13 protein-coding genes are annotated in these 15,346 nt (G+C 39.8%); 1 reads left to right on the top strand and 12 read right to left on the bottom strand.

Going from position 1 to position 15,346, the window contains the following annotated elements:
• Window positions 1-807: a glycoside hydrolase family 16 protein gene (locus WKF66_RS03335; protein WP_489672984.1), complete on the top strand. Its 807-nt coding sequence runs from the start codon at window positions 1-3 to the stop codon at window positions 805-807.
• Here WKF66_RS03335 and WKF66_RS03330 read toward each other — a convergent pair.
• The 12 genes from WKF66_RS03330 to WKF66_RS03275 form a co-directional block, all read right to left on the bottom strand.
• A complete protein-coding gene (locus tag WKF66_RS03330) occupies window positions 804-2,621 on the bottom strand; it encodes a hypothetical protein (RefSeq protein WP_489672983.1) in 1,818 nt (605 codons plus the stop codon). The two genes, WKF66_RS03335 and WKF66_RS03330, sit on opposite strands and share 4 nt — an antisense overlap.
• 29 nt (window positions 2,622-2,650) lie before the next feature.
• The gene (locus WKF66_RS03325; RefSeq protein WP_489672982.1) at window positions 2,651-4,456 is read right to left on the bottom strand and encodes an AsmA family protein; all 1,806 of its coding nucleotides are present in this window, start codon (window positions 4,454-4,456) and stop codon (window positions 2,651-2,653) included.
• Between the two features lie 40 nt (window positions 4,457-4,496).
• Window positions 4,497-5,339, bottom strand: a complete 843-nt coding sequence (locus WKF66_RS03320; protein WP_489672981.1) for a DUF4249 domain-containing protein — start codon at window positions 5,337-5,339, stop codon at window positions 4,497-4,499.
• 1 nt (window position 5,340) lies between these two features.
• Window positions 5,341-7,764, bottom strand: a complete 2,424-nt coding sequence (locus tag WKF66_RS03315) for a carboxypeptidase-like regulatory domain-containing protein (protein ID WP_489672980.1) — start codon at window positions 7,762-7,764, stop codon at window positions 5,341-5,343.
• Between the two features lie 112 nt (window positions 7,765-7,876).
• A complete protein-coding gene (locus tag WKF66_RS03310) occupies window positions 7,877-8,875 on the bottom strand; it encodes a FecR family protein (RefSeq protein ID WP_489672979.1) in 999 nt (332 codons plus the stop codon).
• Window positions 8,876-8,893: 18 nt separating this feature from the next.
• A complete protein-coding gene (locus tag WKF66_RS03305; RefSeq protein ID WP_489672978.1) occupies window positions 8,894-9,499 on the bottom strand; it encodes an RNA polymerase sigma factor in 606 nt (201 codons plus the stop codon).
• A gap of 9 nt (window positions 9,500-9,508) precedes the next feature.
• Window positions 9,509-9,982 carry a CHRD domain-containing protein gene (locus tag WKF66_RS03300; RefSeq protein WP_489672977.1) on the bottom strand — a complete coding sequence of 158 codons (474 nt, stop codon included), beginning with the start codon at window positions 9,980-9,982 and terminating at the stop codon, window positions 9,509-9,511.
• Window positions 9,983-10,038: 56 nt separating this feature from the next.
• Window positions 10,039-11,124, bottom strand: a complete 1,086-nt coding sequence (locus WKF66_RS03295) for a DegT/DnrJ/EryC1/StrS family aminotransferase (protein ID WP_489672976.1) — start codon at window positions 11,122-11,124, stop codon at window positions 10,039-10,041.
• A complete protein-coding gene (locus WKF66_RS03290) occupies window positions 11,121-11,501 on the bottom strand; it encodes a sugar 3,4-ketoisomerase (protein ID WP_489672975.1) in 381 nt (126 codons plus the stop codon). The genes WKF66_RS03295 and WKF66_RS03290 overlap by 4 nt, the downstream gene beginning before the upstream one ends.
• Window positions 11,485-12,492, bottom strand: coding sequence for a glycosyl transferase (locus tag WKF66_RS03285; protein WP_489672974.1), 1,008 nt, complete (start codon window positions 12,490-12,492; stop codon window positions 11,485-11,487). The genes WKF66_RS03290 and WKF66_RS03285 overlap by 17 nt, the downstream gene beginning before the upstream one ends.
• Window positions 12,485-13,285, bottom strand: coding sequence for a methyltransferase, TIGR04325 family (locus tag WKF66_RS03280; protein WP_489672973.1), 801 nt, complete (start codon window positions 13,283-13,285; stop codon window positions 12,485-12,487). The genes WKF66_RS03285 and WKF66_RS03280 overlap by 8 nt, the downstream gene beginning before the upstream one ends.
• 201 nt (window positions 13,286-13,486) lie before the next feature.
• Complete coding sequence (locus tag WKF66_RS03275) at window positions 13,487-14,788, bottom strand: DUF2268 domain-containing putative Zn-dependent protease (RefSeq protein WP_489672972.1); 1,302 nt, start codon at window positions 14,786-14,788, stop codon at window positions 13,487-13,489.
• Between the last annotated feature and the right edge of the window lie 558 nt (window positions 14,789-15,346).

Genomic DNA, 15,346 nt, shown 5'->3' with positions numbered 1-15,346 from the left:
ATGAGCCGTATTCTAAGTAAAGCAGCAATCGGAGTAATACTTTTAGCGGTAACGACGCTACACGCATATTCCCAATCGCCTAAAAGAAAGTTAATTTGGAGCGAAGAATTTAATTATAAAGGGCTAGCGAACCCAAAGAAGTGGGGCTATGAGACCGGTTTGGTCAGAAACTCTGAAAAGCAATATTATACAAAAGACAGGCTGGAAAATGCAGAAGTAAAGGACGGAAATCTTATCATTACTTCCCTCAAAGAAGATTATCAGGGAGCCGCGTATACTTCTGCTAGCATCAATACCTTAGGCAAGCAAAGTTTTGAGGGTAATTTCCGAGTGGAAATTAAAGCAAAGCTACCTGCCGGTAAAGGGATCTGGCCTGCCCTTTGGATGATGGGAACAAACATCAATGACGTAGGATGGCCAAAATGTGTAGAATTTGACATCATGGAATTCGTTGGTCACACCGAAAACACGGTACATGCTAATCTTCACTGGTGGGATTCAGCTTCCTCACAACCCAGTAACAAATCCTCTAAGGGAAGTACCATTAATTTTTCTGATCTGCATACTAACTATCATGTTTACGGACTGGAGCGCCGCGGTGATTCTATAAGTGTCTTTGTTGACGATCAGGTTTATTTAAAAGTTAAGGCACCGGAAACCGCCTTTAAAAACTCCTTTAAAGGACCATTATATCTCCTTATTAATACTGCTGTAGGAGGAGAATGGGGTGGAGTAATTGATGACAGTATCTTTCCGCAGAAATATTATGTGGACTATGTAAGGGTTTTCAAATTGATTAAAGACTAACGGTAATTATTGCCTCTTCTTCTTTTTTCTTTGATACTCCGTCGTTTATCACGGTCAATCTTAATCTGCTCAAACTTCTCAATCTTCCTTGTGATCTCTTGCTCTTTTTTTGGAGTAATACCCACGCTGTATTTGATTCCTACAAATAGCGTTCGCCAAATAAAGCTGAAGAAGGATGCAGTTTCTGGCCTCCGATAACTTATAGGAGCAACAATCAAGACTCCGTCCCTGCCAGGGTTGTCAGAATTGATCACCATTGCATTTGCTAAAAGTGATATCAGTCCCTGCTTCACCAACTTGTTTTCGTCCTTATCCCGTTTGAGCAGAGCGACCGACAAATCATTATAGGCAAACTTTATGGATCCATTGGCCGTCTCATCATTGGCTTTCACTTTAAAAGTCAGTTTTTTGGCCGTTCCACGCTTGACCTGTACCATTCCAAGCGGCATAGTAACTCCGTTTAATACCCTTCCATCCAAATTACCCAACTCACCCGAGTAAGAAAACGCACCGTCTTTAGCATCCAGGTCAAATCTAAAATTCACATCCAGTTTACCCTTACCCATCATATGCGTGGTCATTTTTGCAAACAGATATGGACTCTTTGTTTTGACCCTTTGAACGTTAGTAATGTTAGTTATCGTTCCAGAAGTCCTTTTGAAGAATATTGTTCCTTTTTTCTTACTATCTCTATCAAATTCTGCATAGCTGATATCAACATTTGCAAGAGTTAACATTTTTACGGTGATCGCAGCTTTCAACTGCTGAAGCAATTGATGCGGATATTTGCCGTTTTTGATCTTAATTTTACTGGAAAGTTCATTATTGTTGAACACATCTAACGCGCCATCTTTAATACTCATTTGTGTCGCATATAACTCTCTCTTTTTGATGTACAACGGAAAATCTATCCCCTCCAGATCAATGTTGCTCATAGAGATGCGGTAGCGCTCTCTAGCATAACCTATCGTTTTTGCAAAGTTCATCTCAGATAGCCGGGGTTCGACATTAAAATTGCTGATGTTCAGCTTTCCAGAAGCAGAGCTAAAATTGAAATGATCCCACTTTACCTGATATAGGCTGTCGGGCGTGGCATAAGAGTAGTTATTCAGATCAATCATTACATTTTCCAATGCGTAGAGTCGGCCAGGATCCTTATCCGAATTCTTGTTAATCAACCAACCCTGTAAGTTAACGTTTAAATTGTTGACCGAATCAATTTCCGGCACTTTGCCATTGTTGTCAATGTACTTGAATTTCACATTGCGGAAAGAGATTTCATTTACCCTTAGTTCATGAAGATATTTAGAGATATAGTCGTAAGGGGACTTCTGTAAATAAGAGGGCTTATTCTCATTGAAATCAAACTGTGTATTTACCATTACTACGTCCGGGTTGTCGAAGAGTAGCAGATCTACATTCAGCCTTTTAAATTTGAAGAGGTTCTTTGGCTTGAAATTTTTGATAGACAGGGTCTTCAGCCGGATATAGTAAACATTGTTTGGTGCGCGCTTTAAGGCAATCAGCCGCTTGAAAACATTAGTATCTGGTATGAATTTCACATCACTTATGGAAGCCCCCTTAGTTAGCAGATTGAGGCTAAGATCTGAGAACTCAACACTATAGAGACTGTCTGTAGCATTAAGAACAAGATCCTTTAGTTCAGCCTTGATAATTGGCTGTAGCTTATTCGCAAAATAATTCGCAGTGAGAATTACAGCAGAAACAAGAACTATCAGAAGTCCTATTACCCATTTTATTGTATTAAAACTCTTTCGGCTTTTCCCCCGCATAGGCGCAAACGTTGCATACAATATACATTATTAACGCCCAATTCTGCTTTTTAACGCTTATTATTACGCGCTCTGTCTCTTTTACGCGCTTCTCTTAGCTTTTGACGCTTAATCTTTCGATCCTCTTTCTTCTCGATCACTTTTTTCATTGCCTGCTCAGGAGTCTTTATAGGTACGATTCCTAGTCCTATGGTTTCCCGCATTCCTATAAACACACCCTTCCAAAGTAGATTAAAGAATGATGCAGCTGGTGTTCGCTGGAACGTGATACTAGCGATCCTTGGAGGGTCATTTTTAGTAGGATTGTCGTCTTTGATCAAAATAGTATTAGCAATGAAGGACAACAAACCTTTCTTTTTAGCAGGTTGGCCCAGCTCACCATCTTTCAGCAACTTGACTTTTAAATCGGTATAGTAAAATGCAACAGTCCCAGACGAACCGCTCTTGTTAGCCTTGATGTCAAACGTCGTCTTCTGCATCTTGCCGCTCTCAATTTCTACCAATCCCATATTCTTGGCCACTGTGTTCAAAACCTTCATGTCCATTGCGCCAACGCTCCCCTTATAAGTAAAGGCAGCATCCTTTGCGGTAAGGTTGAGATCTATAATAATGTCAAGCCGGCTCGTTTTCATAACCATTGCATGCAACTTGGCTAAAGCATGGTTGTTTTTTGTGAGTTGTAAAGAGTCATTGGTCAGATTGTAAATGTTTCCCCCAAAGTTTTCGAAGAATATAGTGCCCTTCTTTAAACTCATTGGATTATACTCCGTGTACGCAACATCTAGATCTCTTAGTTTAAGTGTATCAATCACTGCAGGAATGGGTAAGCGTTTCAAAGCGACGTGAGGGAAGTTACGGGCTTTGTCCAAACCTGGTGGAGGTGGAAGTTCACGGTTTACAAAGATATTTATTTTAGCCGGCCCAATACTTAAGGAACTGGCATGAAGACTCCCATCCGTATCAAGCCTCAGAAAGTCAACTCCTGCAAAAGTTATGTGGTCGAGTTTCAAGTCATACCTGTCTTTTCCATACTTATACATCCTGCTGAATTCCAGATCAGGATGAAGTGGAATCATTTGTAACCCAACAACCCTTATGTTCTTCTTTTCAGTCGACCCGGTGATCGTATCTACCTTTGTCGTATACATCTTATCTTTCCCGGTACTCTTGTAGCCCTTTAACACAAAGCTGATGTCTTTCGTGTGGTAGAAACGGGTGGAATCATATTGAGATAAGGAGTCCACTAAAAAATCGTTAACGTTGATGTCCAAATGCTTCACTGAATTTAAGACTTTCCCGGTTTCCCCGTTCATATAGTCCAGATCAGCATCTACAATTCTGATCGCTCTTACATGAACTGATTTCAGTGACTTAGCAATCTGCTCATAGAGCGTTTTTTCTTCCTTCAATGGATCGGCCTTTTTAGGAACATTAAAGTGAAGTATATTGATGGATGGATGATCAAAGATGATTGAATTCAGCTCTAATTTCTTTTTGAAATAAGCGTTCAGGATGGCTACCCTGTTGATCTGTAGATTCTCCAGCCTGAGTTCGTATAAATTTGCAGGAGCAGCTTTTCTTGATCTTAACTGATTATAAGTCGCCGTATCAGGTGTTAAAGATACTTGATGTAGTGTAGCACTACCGGTGATCAGGTTTAGATTAATATCCTCAAAGTTCAGCTTATATAAACCTTTAGAACCGTTGTAAACGCCTTCTTTCAACTTCTCAGTAACCAGAGGTTTCCATCTGGCACTTAGGTAGATTGCTACTATTCCAACCAACACGATCAGCAATCCTAATATACCGGCAACCCACTTTAAAACTTTATACTTACCTGATTTATTCTGCTCCATAATGTTCATTACGCATACAATATCAAGGCCACAATTTGAGCTATAATTCCTTAGCCCGATAGCGCCTGGAATCGACATCAGTTACGGAGAAAAAACCCTGAACATTTCCAGATACATTGCCCTCTCCATTTACTGGTACACCCGAAAACAGTCCGTTCCAATCGGTCTCCATAAAGACGGAATACAGGTACTGTGAATATTTCGCCGAAAGCGAGATCTTATAGATATAGATGTATTCTTCAGGACCAAGGGTAAACGCCCGCTTTAAATTATTTAACGGATACAGTGAATTGGGTGAGCCCAAAAAATGGGTATAACTGTAGTATTTGCTTTGATCAAATTGTGATGGATTCCAGAATGGTATGTCCTTGTAGGAGATGTACCACTTGTTCGGATTCAGATATCCAAAGGTATGTTTAGGAATATTTCCCTCCACATTTTGCGCCTCATTGATACGGGTAGATAGTGGCAGAAAGTCATCCACAACATTAACTACCTGCCTAAGGGTATCTACTGCTGTATATGTCTTTCCATCATACTTCAAGGTGAGCTTATAGGCATTATTATAGTTAGGATCACCGCGAAAAGCAGCAACATAAGTCCCTGGAATAGCCGATTCTTTATACACAATATCTACCCGGCCGTCGTTCACGACAACAGAGGCATTACGAATCGGCGTAGGTATAGAATCCGGGTGCATGGAAGGTTTAGTTAGCCGTATATATTGATTTATTGTAAGCGTATTAAATCCTCCCTCTAAAGCGAGATCATACCGCTTCCCTGGTCCCAGAAAAAACTCTTCTTCCAGATTACTTTTCTTACAGGCGCTACCAGCAAGAGCCAGCGCCAAAAACAAACACCACAGGCAACGCAGTCCTTTCATATTAAATTTTAAAGCTGTAAGCGATCCAGGGGTAGAAGCCGAAACCGTACTCAACAGCTGTCTTTCTTGTTTCAATTGACGAGGAAGTTAAACGGTAATATAAAGGGTTTTTCTGATTATATAAATTATAGATTCCAATAGAAACAACATGATCCATGGCACGTTTCTTCGAGAGCGTGCTTTCAAACTTATATTTTGCCGAAATATCTACCCTGCTAAAATCAGGAAAGCGACTCGTATTTCTTCCTTCAAAAATAGGGACATTCAGTCCGTCATGCTGATAATAGCCGACTGGCATTGTGAGTGGCCTGCCCGTTGAATAAATGAAAAAGCTTTGGAAAGACAGTTTTTCACTCCATTCATAATTAGCAGTAAGCTTTAGCTCATGTGGAATATCATAATTAGCAACGAATCTGTTTCCAGAATTGATCTCGGGAATTTTTCTGTACACACGGGAATAGCTGTATGCAACAGTTCCTGACAATTTACCCTCCGTCTTGTTTACCTCAAATTCTAATCCGTACGCATCAGACGATCCAGACCTGATCTGACTCTTCACATCTGGATTGCGTATAATTTGCGCATGTCCAAGTAATTCTGGTTGATGGTCCAGCCTTTTTACATAACCAGTTGCAGAAAAAATGTATTTTTCAGGCGCAAAACGGTAACCTAACGAAACGTGATTAGACCGTTGTGGCCTATTTTTCCTAGAAGCAGGCACCCAAGGTTCTAAGGAAGAAAAGGCGAGGGTACTTGTCTGGATAAGTTGCAGATATTGATAATTTAAGTTATAACTGACAAAAACCCGCTGGTTATTTGCAGGTAAATAACTGATATTAATGCGCGGCTCAGGATTTACAAAGACAGAGGTTTCATCCGCCTTTATTTGATTTCCTGTCTGATCATATACATTTCGCCGCTCCTGAACATTATAGAATCCCCCTAGCCGCAATCCATAGTTTATCTCAAAAGCATCTTTAAAATTCAGTTGCTGCGTAAAATATAGCGCCGATTCTACTGACTTGTCTCGCGGTATGTTGTACTCCGGTTCTTGCAGGCGGTAAGACTCGCCTGGCATAAAACGATGGTAGGTCGCTGCGGCTCCGAATTTAATCTGGTTATTAGGCGTCCTGTAATAGGTATAATCTGCTTTTAAAGTCAAGTCTTTCACTGCTGTGCTCCACTGACTTTTTTGAGATAAGGTGTCTGCATTTAAGTCCAGCAGATTGTTGTAATTGCTGTAAATTGCAGAAACGTTAAGGAAAACACTTGAATTCAACAGGTGATTCCAGCGAAGTGTAGAAGTGACATTCCCCCAATCATTAGCGAACGATTCTTCAGACAGCAAGTGATCTTTACCATAATAAATAGAGTAGAACAGGCTATTCGAGGTATTTATTTTGTAATTGGCTTTTGCGTTTATATCATAATATACCGACCGCGGATTGAAAAGCTTAAACTTGTTTTGAAACACATCCAGAAGGCTTCTTCGATAGGCCACTAAGAACGATCCTTTGTCCGCAACCAAGGGCCCTTCGGCCGATAGCCTGGCAGACATCAAGTTGATTCCCCCGGTTACGTGATGTTCTTTGCTGTTCCCTTCGGTCATACGATTTACAATGACGGAAGAAAGCCGTCCACCATAATTAGCAGGCATATAATCCCGATAAAGCTGGACATTATTGACGGCGTCTGAATTAAAAACTGATACGAGCCCATACAGATGAGAAGGATTGTAAACGATTGCTTCATCCAATAAAATCAAATTCTGGTCTGCATTACCACCACGGACAAAAAGACCCGAACTTCCCTCTGAGATTGCCTTTATTCCATTTTGCATCTGTAATCTTTTCAGCACATCTGTTTCGCCTAAATAATAAGGAGCACTGTTTAACTGTTTAATGCTGAAGTTCTGCTCATTCATTAGAATCGGATTGGGCGTCTGCGTCGACTTATTGATTACGACCTCCTCCAGCCTATTATTCTGAAGAAACAATTCAATGTCATCATGTACATCCCTATCAAGATGCAGGCTTAATTGCTGTGTTTGATATCCTGCATAAGAGATGAGCATTTTGTAGTCTCCTTCAGGAACTGAAAGCGAGTAGAAACCATATTGGTTCGTTGCAATTCCTACACGGAGTTCCTGGATCTGAACGGTGGCCCCAATGAGTTCTTCTCCATTTGCCTGATCCCGTACACGACCACTGATCGTACGTTGGAAAATCCGGCCCGGAGCAATAACGATGTCATTTCCTATGATAGAAAACCTTAGGCCAGTACCAAAAAGTATTTTGGTCAATACTGTTTCCAGTGGAGTTTGCACAAAATTATAAGATGCTGCTTTTTTTTCTTGTAGCTGATCAGGTTCAAATGCAAAATTGAATCCGGTGTGTTGTTCAAGCTTTAAAAGGGTCTTGATCAATGAATCAGGCGTTATTTGGAGCGTAATAGGTTGCCTTAACGAGCTTTTGACCTGTGCAATTAGTTCTGAAGTACATAAGAATAATAGAAGAGTAATTAAGAAACTAACTCGTTTAATTATCCGATAGAACATAAGTGCCGTTTTCGCTGGTTATTTTACACCGCAAAGATGCAGAAATAACAGCTAATGCACTATCAATTGTTTGATAATGAAGGTTGGCTACAGTAAATTTCCTATTATTTAACACATTTCCTTTAACGAGAACAGGCACCTGATAAACCTCTTCTAATTGTAAAGCTACTTTAGAAAGTGCCATACCATTGAAGGTAAAGCGCTTATCAAGCCATGATTTATAATTAGGATCTGCATTGTTGTTCATAGCCAACCGTTTGCTATTGGCATTAAATGTCCCCACCGTACCTGCAATCAATATTAATTCTTGCTTCGTATCCTTATGCCTTAGAGCGACCTTGCCTTCTTCAACGGTTACAGAAACATTATCCTTTCTATTTTCAACATTGAAACTGGTGCCTATATCTTCTGCCTCAAGATCCCCGGCTACAACCCTAAATTGCGCACCCTCATGTTTTACGACTTGAATAAAAACCTCTCCATCCAGCACTTCTAGATTCCTATTCAACAAGAAATTTTCTTTGTCATATCTAATTTTGGTACCTGCATTCAGGTTTAAAACAGTCTCATCAGGCAATACAATACGGGTTACGCCAGCGCTCTCCGATGTGCTTACTACTGCATATTTTCCCTGAGACACAAAATAGTAACCTAGTGAAGATATTAACAAAAGAACTGCTGCAATTCGTAAATAAAATCCAAAATTGCCTCTCGTTACTTTCGGCTCATAAGTATCATTATCTGCTACAGATAGCTTTTTCTCAAGCGATTCCCAGGAAGCATCAGCATTACCATGGACGCCATAAAGTTTATCAATACCCTTCTGCACATTTAGAAACTCAAGATAAGTCTGTTCATTTGCGACATCAGCCGCTCTCCACTGCTGTAGGATCAGTTTATCGGTCATAGAAATGGTCTCGTCCAGGTCTTCTATGATTAGTTCGTAAATTAATTCTTCACTGTTTTGATACTCTGCCATTTCACTGAGATTAACGCGTTATAAATTTAAAAGCAATACTACCCAGATTGTAAGTTGCTTATGTTTTTCCAAATGCTCCCTTAACTTTTTGAATCCATAGGTTAAGTGATTTTTTACTGTCTTAATCGAAATCTCCAGTTGATCGGCTATTTCCTGCTGTTTCAATTTACCGAACCTGCTCAGGTACATCACCTGTTTACACTTGTCGGGTAAGAGCGCAAGGGCGTCCTCCAGTCCCTTAAATAACGCCTCCTCTGACTCTGTAACATCATCCTCCTGGGTTGCCAGCTCTTGATCATGAACAATTTTATATGCCGATTGCTTTTCCAATTGCGCCTTTTCCTTCTTAATATAGTTTAAGGAGGAGTTGATGATAGACCTGAACAGATAACTTTTCATGGAAGTCTGAATGTTTAGTTGATCGGCTTTGTTCCAAATATTTATGAACACGTCATGCACTATTTCCTCAGCCACTTCTGTATGCCCAACATACCGGTAGGCAACAGTAAATAGCGGCCTGTAATACTTTTTATAAAACACTTCAAACCGCCTTTTGTCACGCGTTTTGAGCGTATCAATTACATCCAGATCTTCGTCTGTTACTACGGATATTTGCCTTACCATGTGCCCAACTTATTGCTGTTTATAAGTTAGTACTCCAGATATTTCAGGCGTCATTATCGCTGTATTTACCGCAACAAACCAAAGTCCCTTTAACAAGTTTCTTTCCTGCAAGGGTGTTAATTCAAACCCTCCGTTGATTACACTTAATTTTCCTCTGTTTATATTATATAGTTCTTTAACAAATGTTCCTGCTGAACCCTTTGGTCCATACCTCAAAGTCATCACTTGAGGTTCAATATCGGTATATTCAATGCTGTAACTCAGCACCTTTGTCTCTTCATCATATTGGCCTTTGAGCACGGCAGTGCCTGCAGAGCTGCTATTGGTACCTTTCTTATCCGCACGTGCGGTAACTACGTATATTCGAACCGGAGGCTTTACCTTTGCCGATTCTGCACTCGATTCCTTTTTACACGCTCCTAAAAATAAGAGCAGAATCGCTAAACATAGCCTTACCACTCCCTTAATCCAACTTTGTATCATTTCAGTATTTTACCTAAGGGCTAAAATACTAATTTTCAATAGAAAATGAACGCCCCTTAAAAGGCGTTCATCGTTTCTATGACTTCTTCTACCTGTGTTGTGGTGTGGTAGAACGAAATGGGTAAACTTAGTGTTGTTTGGTGTATTAATTCTGAAATTGGGTAAGCCCCTTTAAGAAGCTTGCTCTTTAACGCATTTTGTTGGTGTGGTGGAACTGGATAATGTATTTCTGTACGAATATTGTTTGCAAGCAAATGCGCTCGTAATTTATCCCTTTTTGCATGTCTGATTGCGTAAATATGAAATACGTCCTCGTGGTCTTCATTAACAACTGGTAATATGAAATCAGACTTCAAGCCTTGCTGATAAAGTGCGGCAAGTTTCTTCTTGTGTGAATTAATCGCATCCAAATGCGCTAGTTTAACAGACAAGAAACCGGCTTGTATCTCGTCTAATCTTGAATTGATGCCAATGTAATTGTTGTAGTACTTTTCATGACAACCGTAGTTGCGCAAAGCCTTCACTTTAGTGATCGCTTCAAGGTCGTTGGAGAGTAATGCTCCACCATCGCCTAAAGCGCCAAGATTTTTCGTAGGGTAAAAACTAAAGGCACCAAATTCACCGAAAGTCCCTGTTTTTTTCCTCTTGTAACTGGCTCCGTGTGACTGTGCGCAGTCCTCGATTACTCTAAGCTCAAACTTATGGGCAAGATCCATAATTGGATGCATCTCACAAGATTTACCATACAAGTGCACCACCATAATGACCTTAGTACGAGCCGTAATTCTTTCCTCAATTTTTGAGGGATCAATGTTATAGGTATTTAAATCTGGCTCAACCAATACTGGAACCAAACCATTATTATAGATAGCTAAAATTGTAGCAATGTAAGTGTTTGAAGGAACAATAACCTCTGATCCTTCTGGAAAATCAAAGTATTTTAGCGCAAGCACTAACGCATCCAGGCCCGATGCTAAACCCGCTCCATATTTGCTTCCGCAGTAGGCCGCAAACTCTTGTTCAAAAGTACTTACTTTGTTTCCCAGCACAAACCAGCCTTTGTTTAGGCTATCGGAGAAGCTTTCTTTGTAGCTCTCCATAAAAGGCGCGTTCAGTAGAAACAAATTCTCGTACTCTATCATATTGCGCATTTAATTTGATAAGGCGTATAGATGTAATCAGTTGCAGCAAAGTACTCCGAAGCAAGCACCATCAAAATCGCATCGTCGCTAAAACTGTGCATAGTATGCCAGTCTTCCGGCTCAATGAGTAGGCACTTGTCAGGACTGTCTAGTAAGATAGAAGAATCCTCTGTTCCGTTGTCATTGTAGATCGTACAATTTCCACGAATGCAGATCGCCGCCTGCCTTGTTTCGTAATGTCTGTGGCCACCGCGCGCTGAATCGTCAACGCCGTAGATGTAAAAGATCCTTTTGATGTCGAAAGGCACTACCTTTTCAATCACCGTGAGGTTTCCCCTATTGTCAGTAAATGTTTTTAGATCAACTAAGGAAGCCATATTCTAGTGCATTTTTTTTGTAGATATTTTTATAGTACCCCCTTAAAAAGAAGAGTAGGGATCTGGCTGGACCTTTTTTAACCCAGCGGATATCGTCAGTGATTTCGTGAGAGACAATTTGTTTGTTATACGCACTGATTATTTTCTCTGCTTCAGATAAAGCTGTACCATAAGCACGGTATATATACCTCACATGATTTCGTCCCAACTGGTAAGCGTTATTGGATAGACTGTAGGTATTGTTTGTCGTATAATGGAAATCGTGATAGTGATAAAATACAAGATCGAATTTCTCTTTGGTTGCAGTTTCCCTGCCAAGCACCTGTGTGCCCTTTGGTCTGAAGTCGTATTGCTGAACATTCCAGGGGGCAACGCCACCCCCCAGATGTTGCAGCACGTGGACAGTACTAAATCTGGTGGTCCAATCGTCAAGGTATTTTTGATCTCCAAATTTACCATCTTCAATGCGGTCATAACACCATGTAATACAGGCATCAACCCACCAGTTAAGCACTTCCATACCCCCCCAGGTATTTCTAAATGTCATAAATTGAACGCAATATTTCCCATTGTTCGCAGACTGCTCGTAACGGGACGAAAATCGGTGTTCAGTGATTAAGACGGATTTCTCTCCCATTTCCTCAATTAATACAGATGGATCTTTAAAGAACAAAAGATCTGCATCAACATAAGTGCAGTGGTCAAGATTGTATGTTTCTATGCAATATTTTATGCTTGATGAGCCGCAGGTCCAGCAATACTCGCCAGTAGTCCTTCCCTTTTTTGCTTCCAGCAGCCGTTCATTTTCAAACTGTTTCAAGCTGATGATCGTCGCACACTCCAGACCAAGCCTGTTCAAAAGATCAAAACAATGGTCATCGAAAGCTACGATATACAGGTGAAAGCTAGCGGAATGTTTCTCGAGTGACTGGTACATTGCTAGTCCACGAGATAAATACGTCGTGTTGAATAGTGTGCAGAAATTAAGCATGGAACGATCGGTTAATGAAGTAAAAACCACTATCGCTGCCCGCGGGCTTATTGTTTATTTTCATTACTTGCTCCCCTTCAACATAAGAAGGAAATTCAGCAACGGTACTGTAGTTTTCTGTAAAGTGACTTAGGAAAAGCTTCTGGTCAAAGAACCAGGAAGGGTAAGATGCAGGGTATATTTCAGACGGCACAATTTGTAGGGTCAACCTATCATTGTTCTTATTATTAAAAGCTGTTCTATCAAAAATCAGGAAGTCAAAGCCATGATTAACCAGTTGTTTCAAAAATTCATGTGGTTTCTCCAGATATTGAACGACACCGGAGAGCACAACCAGACTTATCTTTTTTGCCGCTTTACAGGCTTCGATACTTGGATAAAACTTCAGTATTTCATCTTCGAAAAAGTCTTTTCCGCAGATTACATAATGCGCTTGTTCTACTACATTCCAGCTAGCACAAACTTCTTTTGTAAGGTATTCCTTGATCTGATAGTAAGTACTGCCAAGGGAACCTCCGAAGTCAAGCACATGTATAGCGGTCTTTTTTAAAGCAGCACTCAATTGCAAATAAGCCAAAAGAGAATAAGGACATTGTTTTTTATCGAAGATGACCGAATCGCGCTCATAAACAGCTTCACCATTCTTAACTTTTAAAATGGCTTCTTTAGTTGTATTCAAGATGACGTTTGAATCATAACCGCCTGCAACAGCACTCGCAGAAGCCCATGTGGGATAATCCCCGAACCATCCAGAAGTATTATTTGCGCGCTTAGTAAACAAGTTGTTGAACATCTATTTATCCCAATTTCTGCATACAAGACAATGGGAATTATGAATAGTCCTATAGGGTCCTAGAAATTAATTTTTGTCCATTCCTAAAATCGACACCTCATTAGTCATGTATGGAAAAAAATGAATAGTCGGCTACTTGACAGGCATGTTGATTTAACTAAACGCCTGAACTGAGGAATGAGGGAAGCTGTATATGCAGAATTATCTAGCCTTCTTCGTGTTGAACTGAACAGTATATTCTTTAAGCGGGTGTCCAGTTTTGGACTTAAATCCTTTACCAGTAATTACAAAATTATAATCTTTGTCTGGCACTAAGGCAAGCTTAACTTTGAAAGATTTTCGATCCTCGCTGAAGCCAATAATACTAGTAAGTGGGAAGTGATCTTTACCTCCTTTACCAAAAGTGATAGATTTTCCTTCTCCCATCGTTTGAGAAAAATTGAATGTTAATTCAGTTAAAGTTGTATCCACGTCAGTTTTTAAATTAATGTCGGGTGAGAGGTTTACAACAGAGGGTTTCAGGGCTTCAAAATCTTTAAGCAATTCGGTTGGGTTCAAAGGCTTGTCATAATATTTAGAAGCCGTCAAAAAATCGTTCAAAAGCTGCAAATTCTGGTAGTTCAGCTCAATAATATCTTTTATGGCCTTTCTCTTATCTGGCTGGTTTTTGTAGTAAGATTGGCAAATAGCATATCCCATAAAGTAACCTAAGTCGGCATGTGGTGCATTAGAGCCATTATACAACCAATTAGACGTTTCAGTACTGAACATTTCTAGTTTGAACAATTCCCTTAATCGGGCTTCATGTTGTCTTCCATACACAGTATAAGCACTGCTATCTATTTTTCCGGTTACTACTTCGCTAATAAAGTCTGCAGAACCCTCTCTGATACTCTGGGCAAGTAAAGTCTGTCCTTTTGGTTGTTGTTGAGTATGAACGTACTCGTGAACATTTACGCTAACTAAATTGGCTCCCTGCTGATTTTTAAAAACATTTTTTAACCAATCGCTTAATTCTGCAGCATCAGTTGTTTGGTCGGCTGTCGCAATTTCGGCTCCCACCAAAACCATATCATTTGTTGTTGTGCCACCAGACCGCAATCCTCCAATAGTGAAATACATCTTAGCAGGACGTAATTCTGGATAAAGTTTTCTAAATTGATTAATGCTTACTTCAATGCGCTTAGCATCCCTTTTAGCTTGCAAAGTGTTTTTTCTTATGCTAGTCCAAAACTTAGGATATTTATTTATAATGTGAACCCAAAGTTCTGCGTCATAATCACGCGCCTTCATAAAAGCTTGTAGTCCTTCAGATCCTTTATCTATATATAGCTTTTGCATATAATTTCTCTGAATGGCTGTGTCAATAGTGGTCTTTACACTATCATAGGCTATCCAAAAACGGTCGATATCCGATGTATAAATTAGTGATGTCTGGAGGTGTTGTGATTTAGTCAAAAGCGGAAATAAAAGGGCGAAAACTAAAAGATACAAATGCTTCATGTAATAAATTTACGGGTTTGACGAGATAATAAAAATCTAAGTTACGTGCTAAATGACCTTTCCTAAATAGGACTTATAATAATATGTCCCTAAGTATTTGAAAAGAATGAAACTGTCCATGGCTTTTCAAAATTTGATCTACTGTAATTTACTAAAAGAATCTGCAGTCACCCAACCTAAGTAGATTGGAACTCTATCACTATTCCTCATTTGTTGGTAGTTTATTGTAACCGAAGGTTCATCCTTTCAACCAAGCAAATCTTTGCCTATCAAGCTGTACATATCTTTTTTCTTTTTGCTGATTATCATAAACCCATTCCACTAATCAAAATAGTTTTGCTGTTTCTGATAATAAGTATTTGATAATAAATTGACGTGAAATTAGGCTACGCGACTTTAGATCAAAATTCTTCCATCGAATGCGCTGACGGACTACGGATGCACAAAAACTACCAAGAAAGATTCCGGAAAGATACAGATAGACGGAACCTAAATATTAGGTCACTAGTCTAGATGAAGTTTGGGCAAGTCCAATGTGAGTCCAATGTAAAAGCATTA

It is taken from the genome of Pedobacter sp., assembly GCF_037719805.1.
Taxonomy (GTDB): Bacteria; Bacteroidota; Bacteroidia; order Sphingobacteriales; family Sphingobacteriaceae; genus Pedobacter.
Note: the sequence above shows the minus strand (reverse complement) of the source record. Positions and strands in the feature narration are given on the sequence as shown.

Bases quoted from the DNA above. Each gene is read 5' to 3' on its own strand.
- WKF66_RS03335 (WP_489672984.1), top strand. From the start codon at position 1: ATGAGCCGTATTCTAAGTAAAGCAGCAATCGGAGTAATACTTTTAGCG.
- WKF66_RS03325 (WP_489672982.1), bottom strand. From the start codon at position 4,456: ATGGAGCAGAATAAATCAGGTAAGTATAAAGTTTTAAAGTGGGTTGCC.
- WKF66_RS03320 (WP_489672981.1), bottom strand. From the start codon at position 5,339: ATGAAAGGACTGCGTTGCCTGTGGTGTTTGTTTTTGGCGCTGGCTCTT.
- WKF66_RS03310 (WP_489672979.1), bottom strand. From the start codon at position 8,875: ATGGCAGAGTATCAAAACAGTGAAGAATTAATTTACGAACTAATCATA.
- WKF66_RS03305 (WP_489672978.1), bottom strand. From the start codon at position 9,499: ATGGTAAGGCAAATATCCGTAGTAACAGACGAAGATCTGGATGTAATT.
- WKF66_RS03300 (WP_489672977.1), bottom strand. From the start codon at position 9,982: ATGATACAAAGTTGGATTAAGGGAGTGGTAAGGCTATGTTTAGCGATT.
- WKF66_RS03295 (WP_489672976.1), bottom strand. From the start codon at position 11,124: ATGATAGAGTACGAGAATTTGTTTCTACTGAACGCGCCTTTTATGGAG.
- WKF66_RS03290 (WP_489672975.1), bottom strand. From the start codon at position 11,501: ATGGCTTCCTTAGTTGATCTAAAAACATTTACTGACAATAGGGGAAAC.
- WKF66_RS03285 (WP_489672974.1), bottom strand. From the start codon at position 12,492: ATGCTTAATTTCTGCACACTATTCAACACGACGTATTTATCTCGTGGA.
- WKF66_RS03280 (WP_489672973.1), bottom strand. From the start codon at position 13,285: ATGTTCAACAACTTGTTTACTAAGCGCGCAAATAATACTTCTGGATGG.
- WKF66_RS03275 (WP_489672972.1), bottom strand. From the start codon at position 14,788: ATGAAGCATTTGTATCTTTTAGTTTTCGCCCTTTTATTTCCGCTTTTG.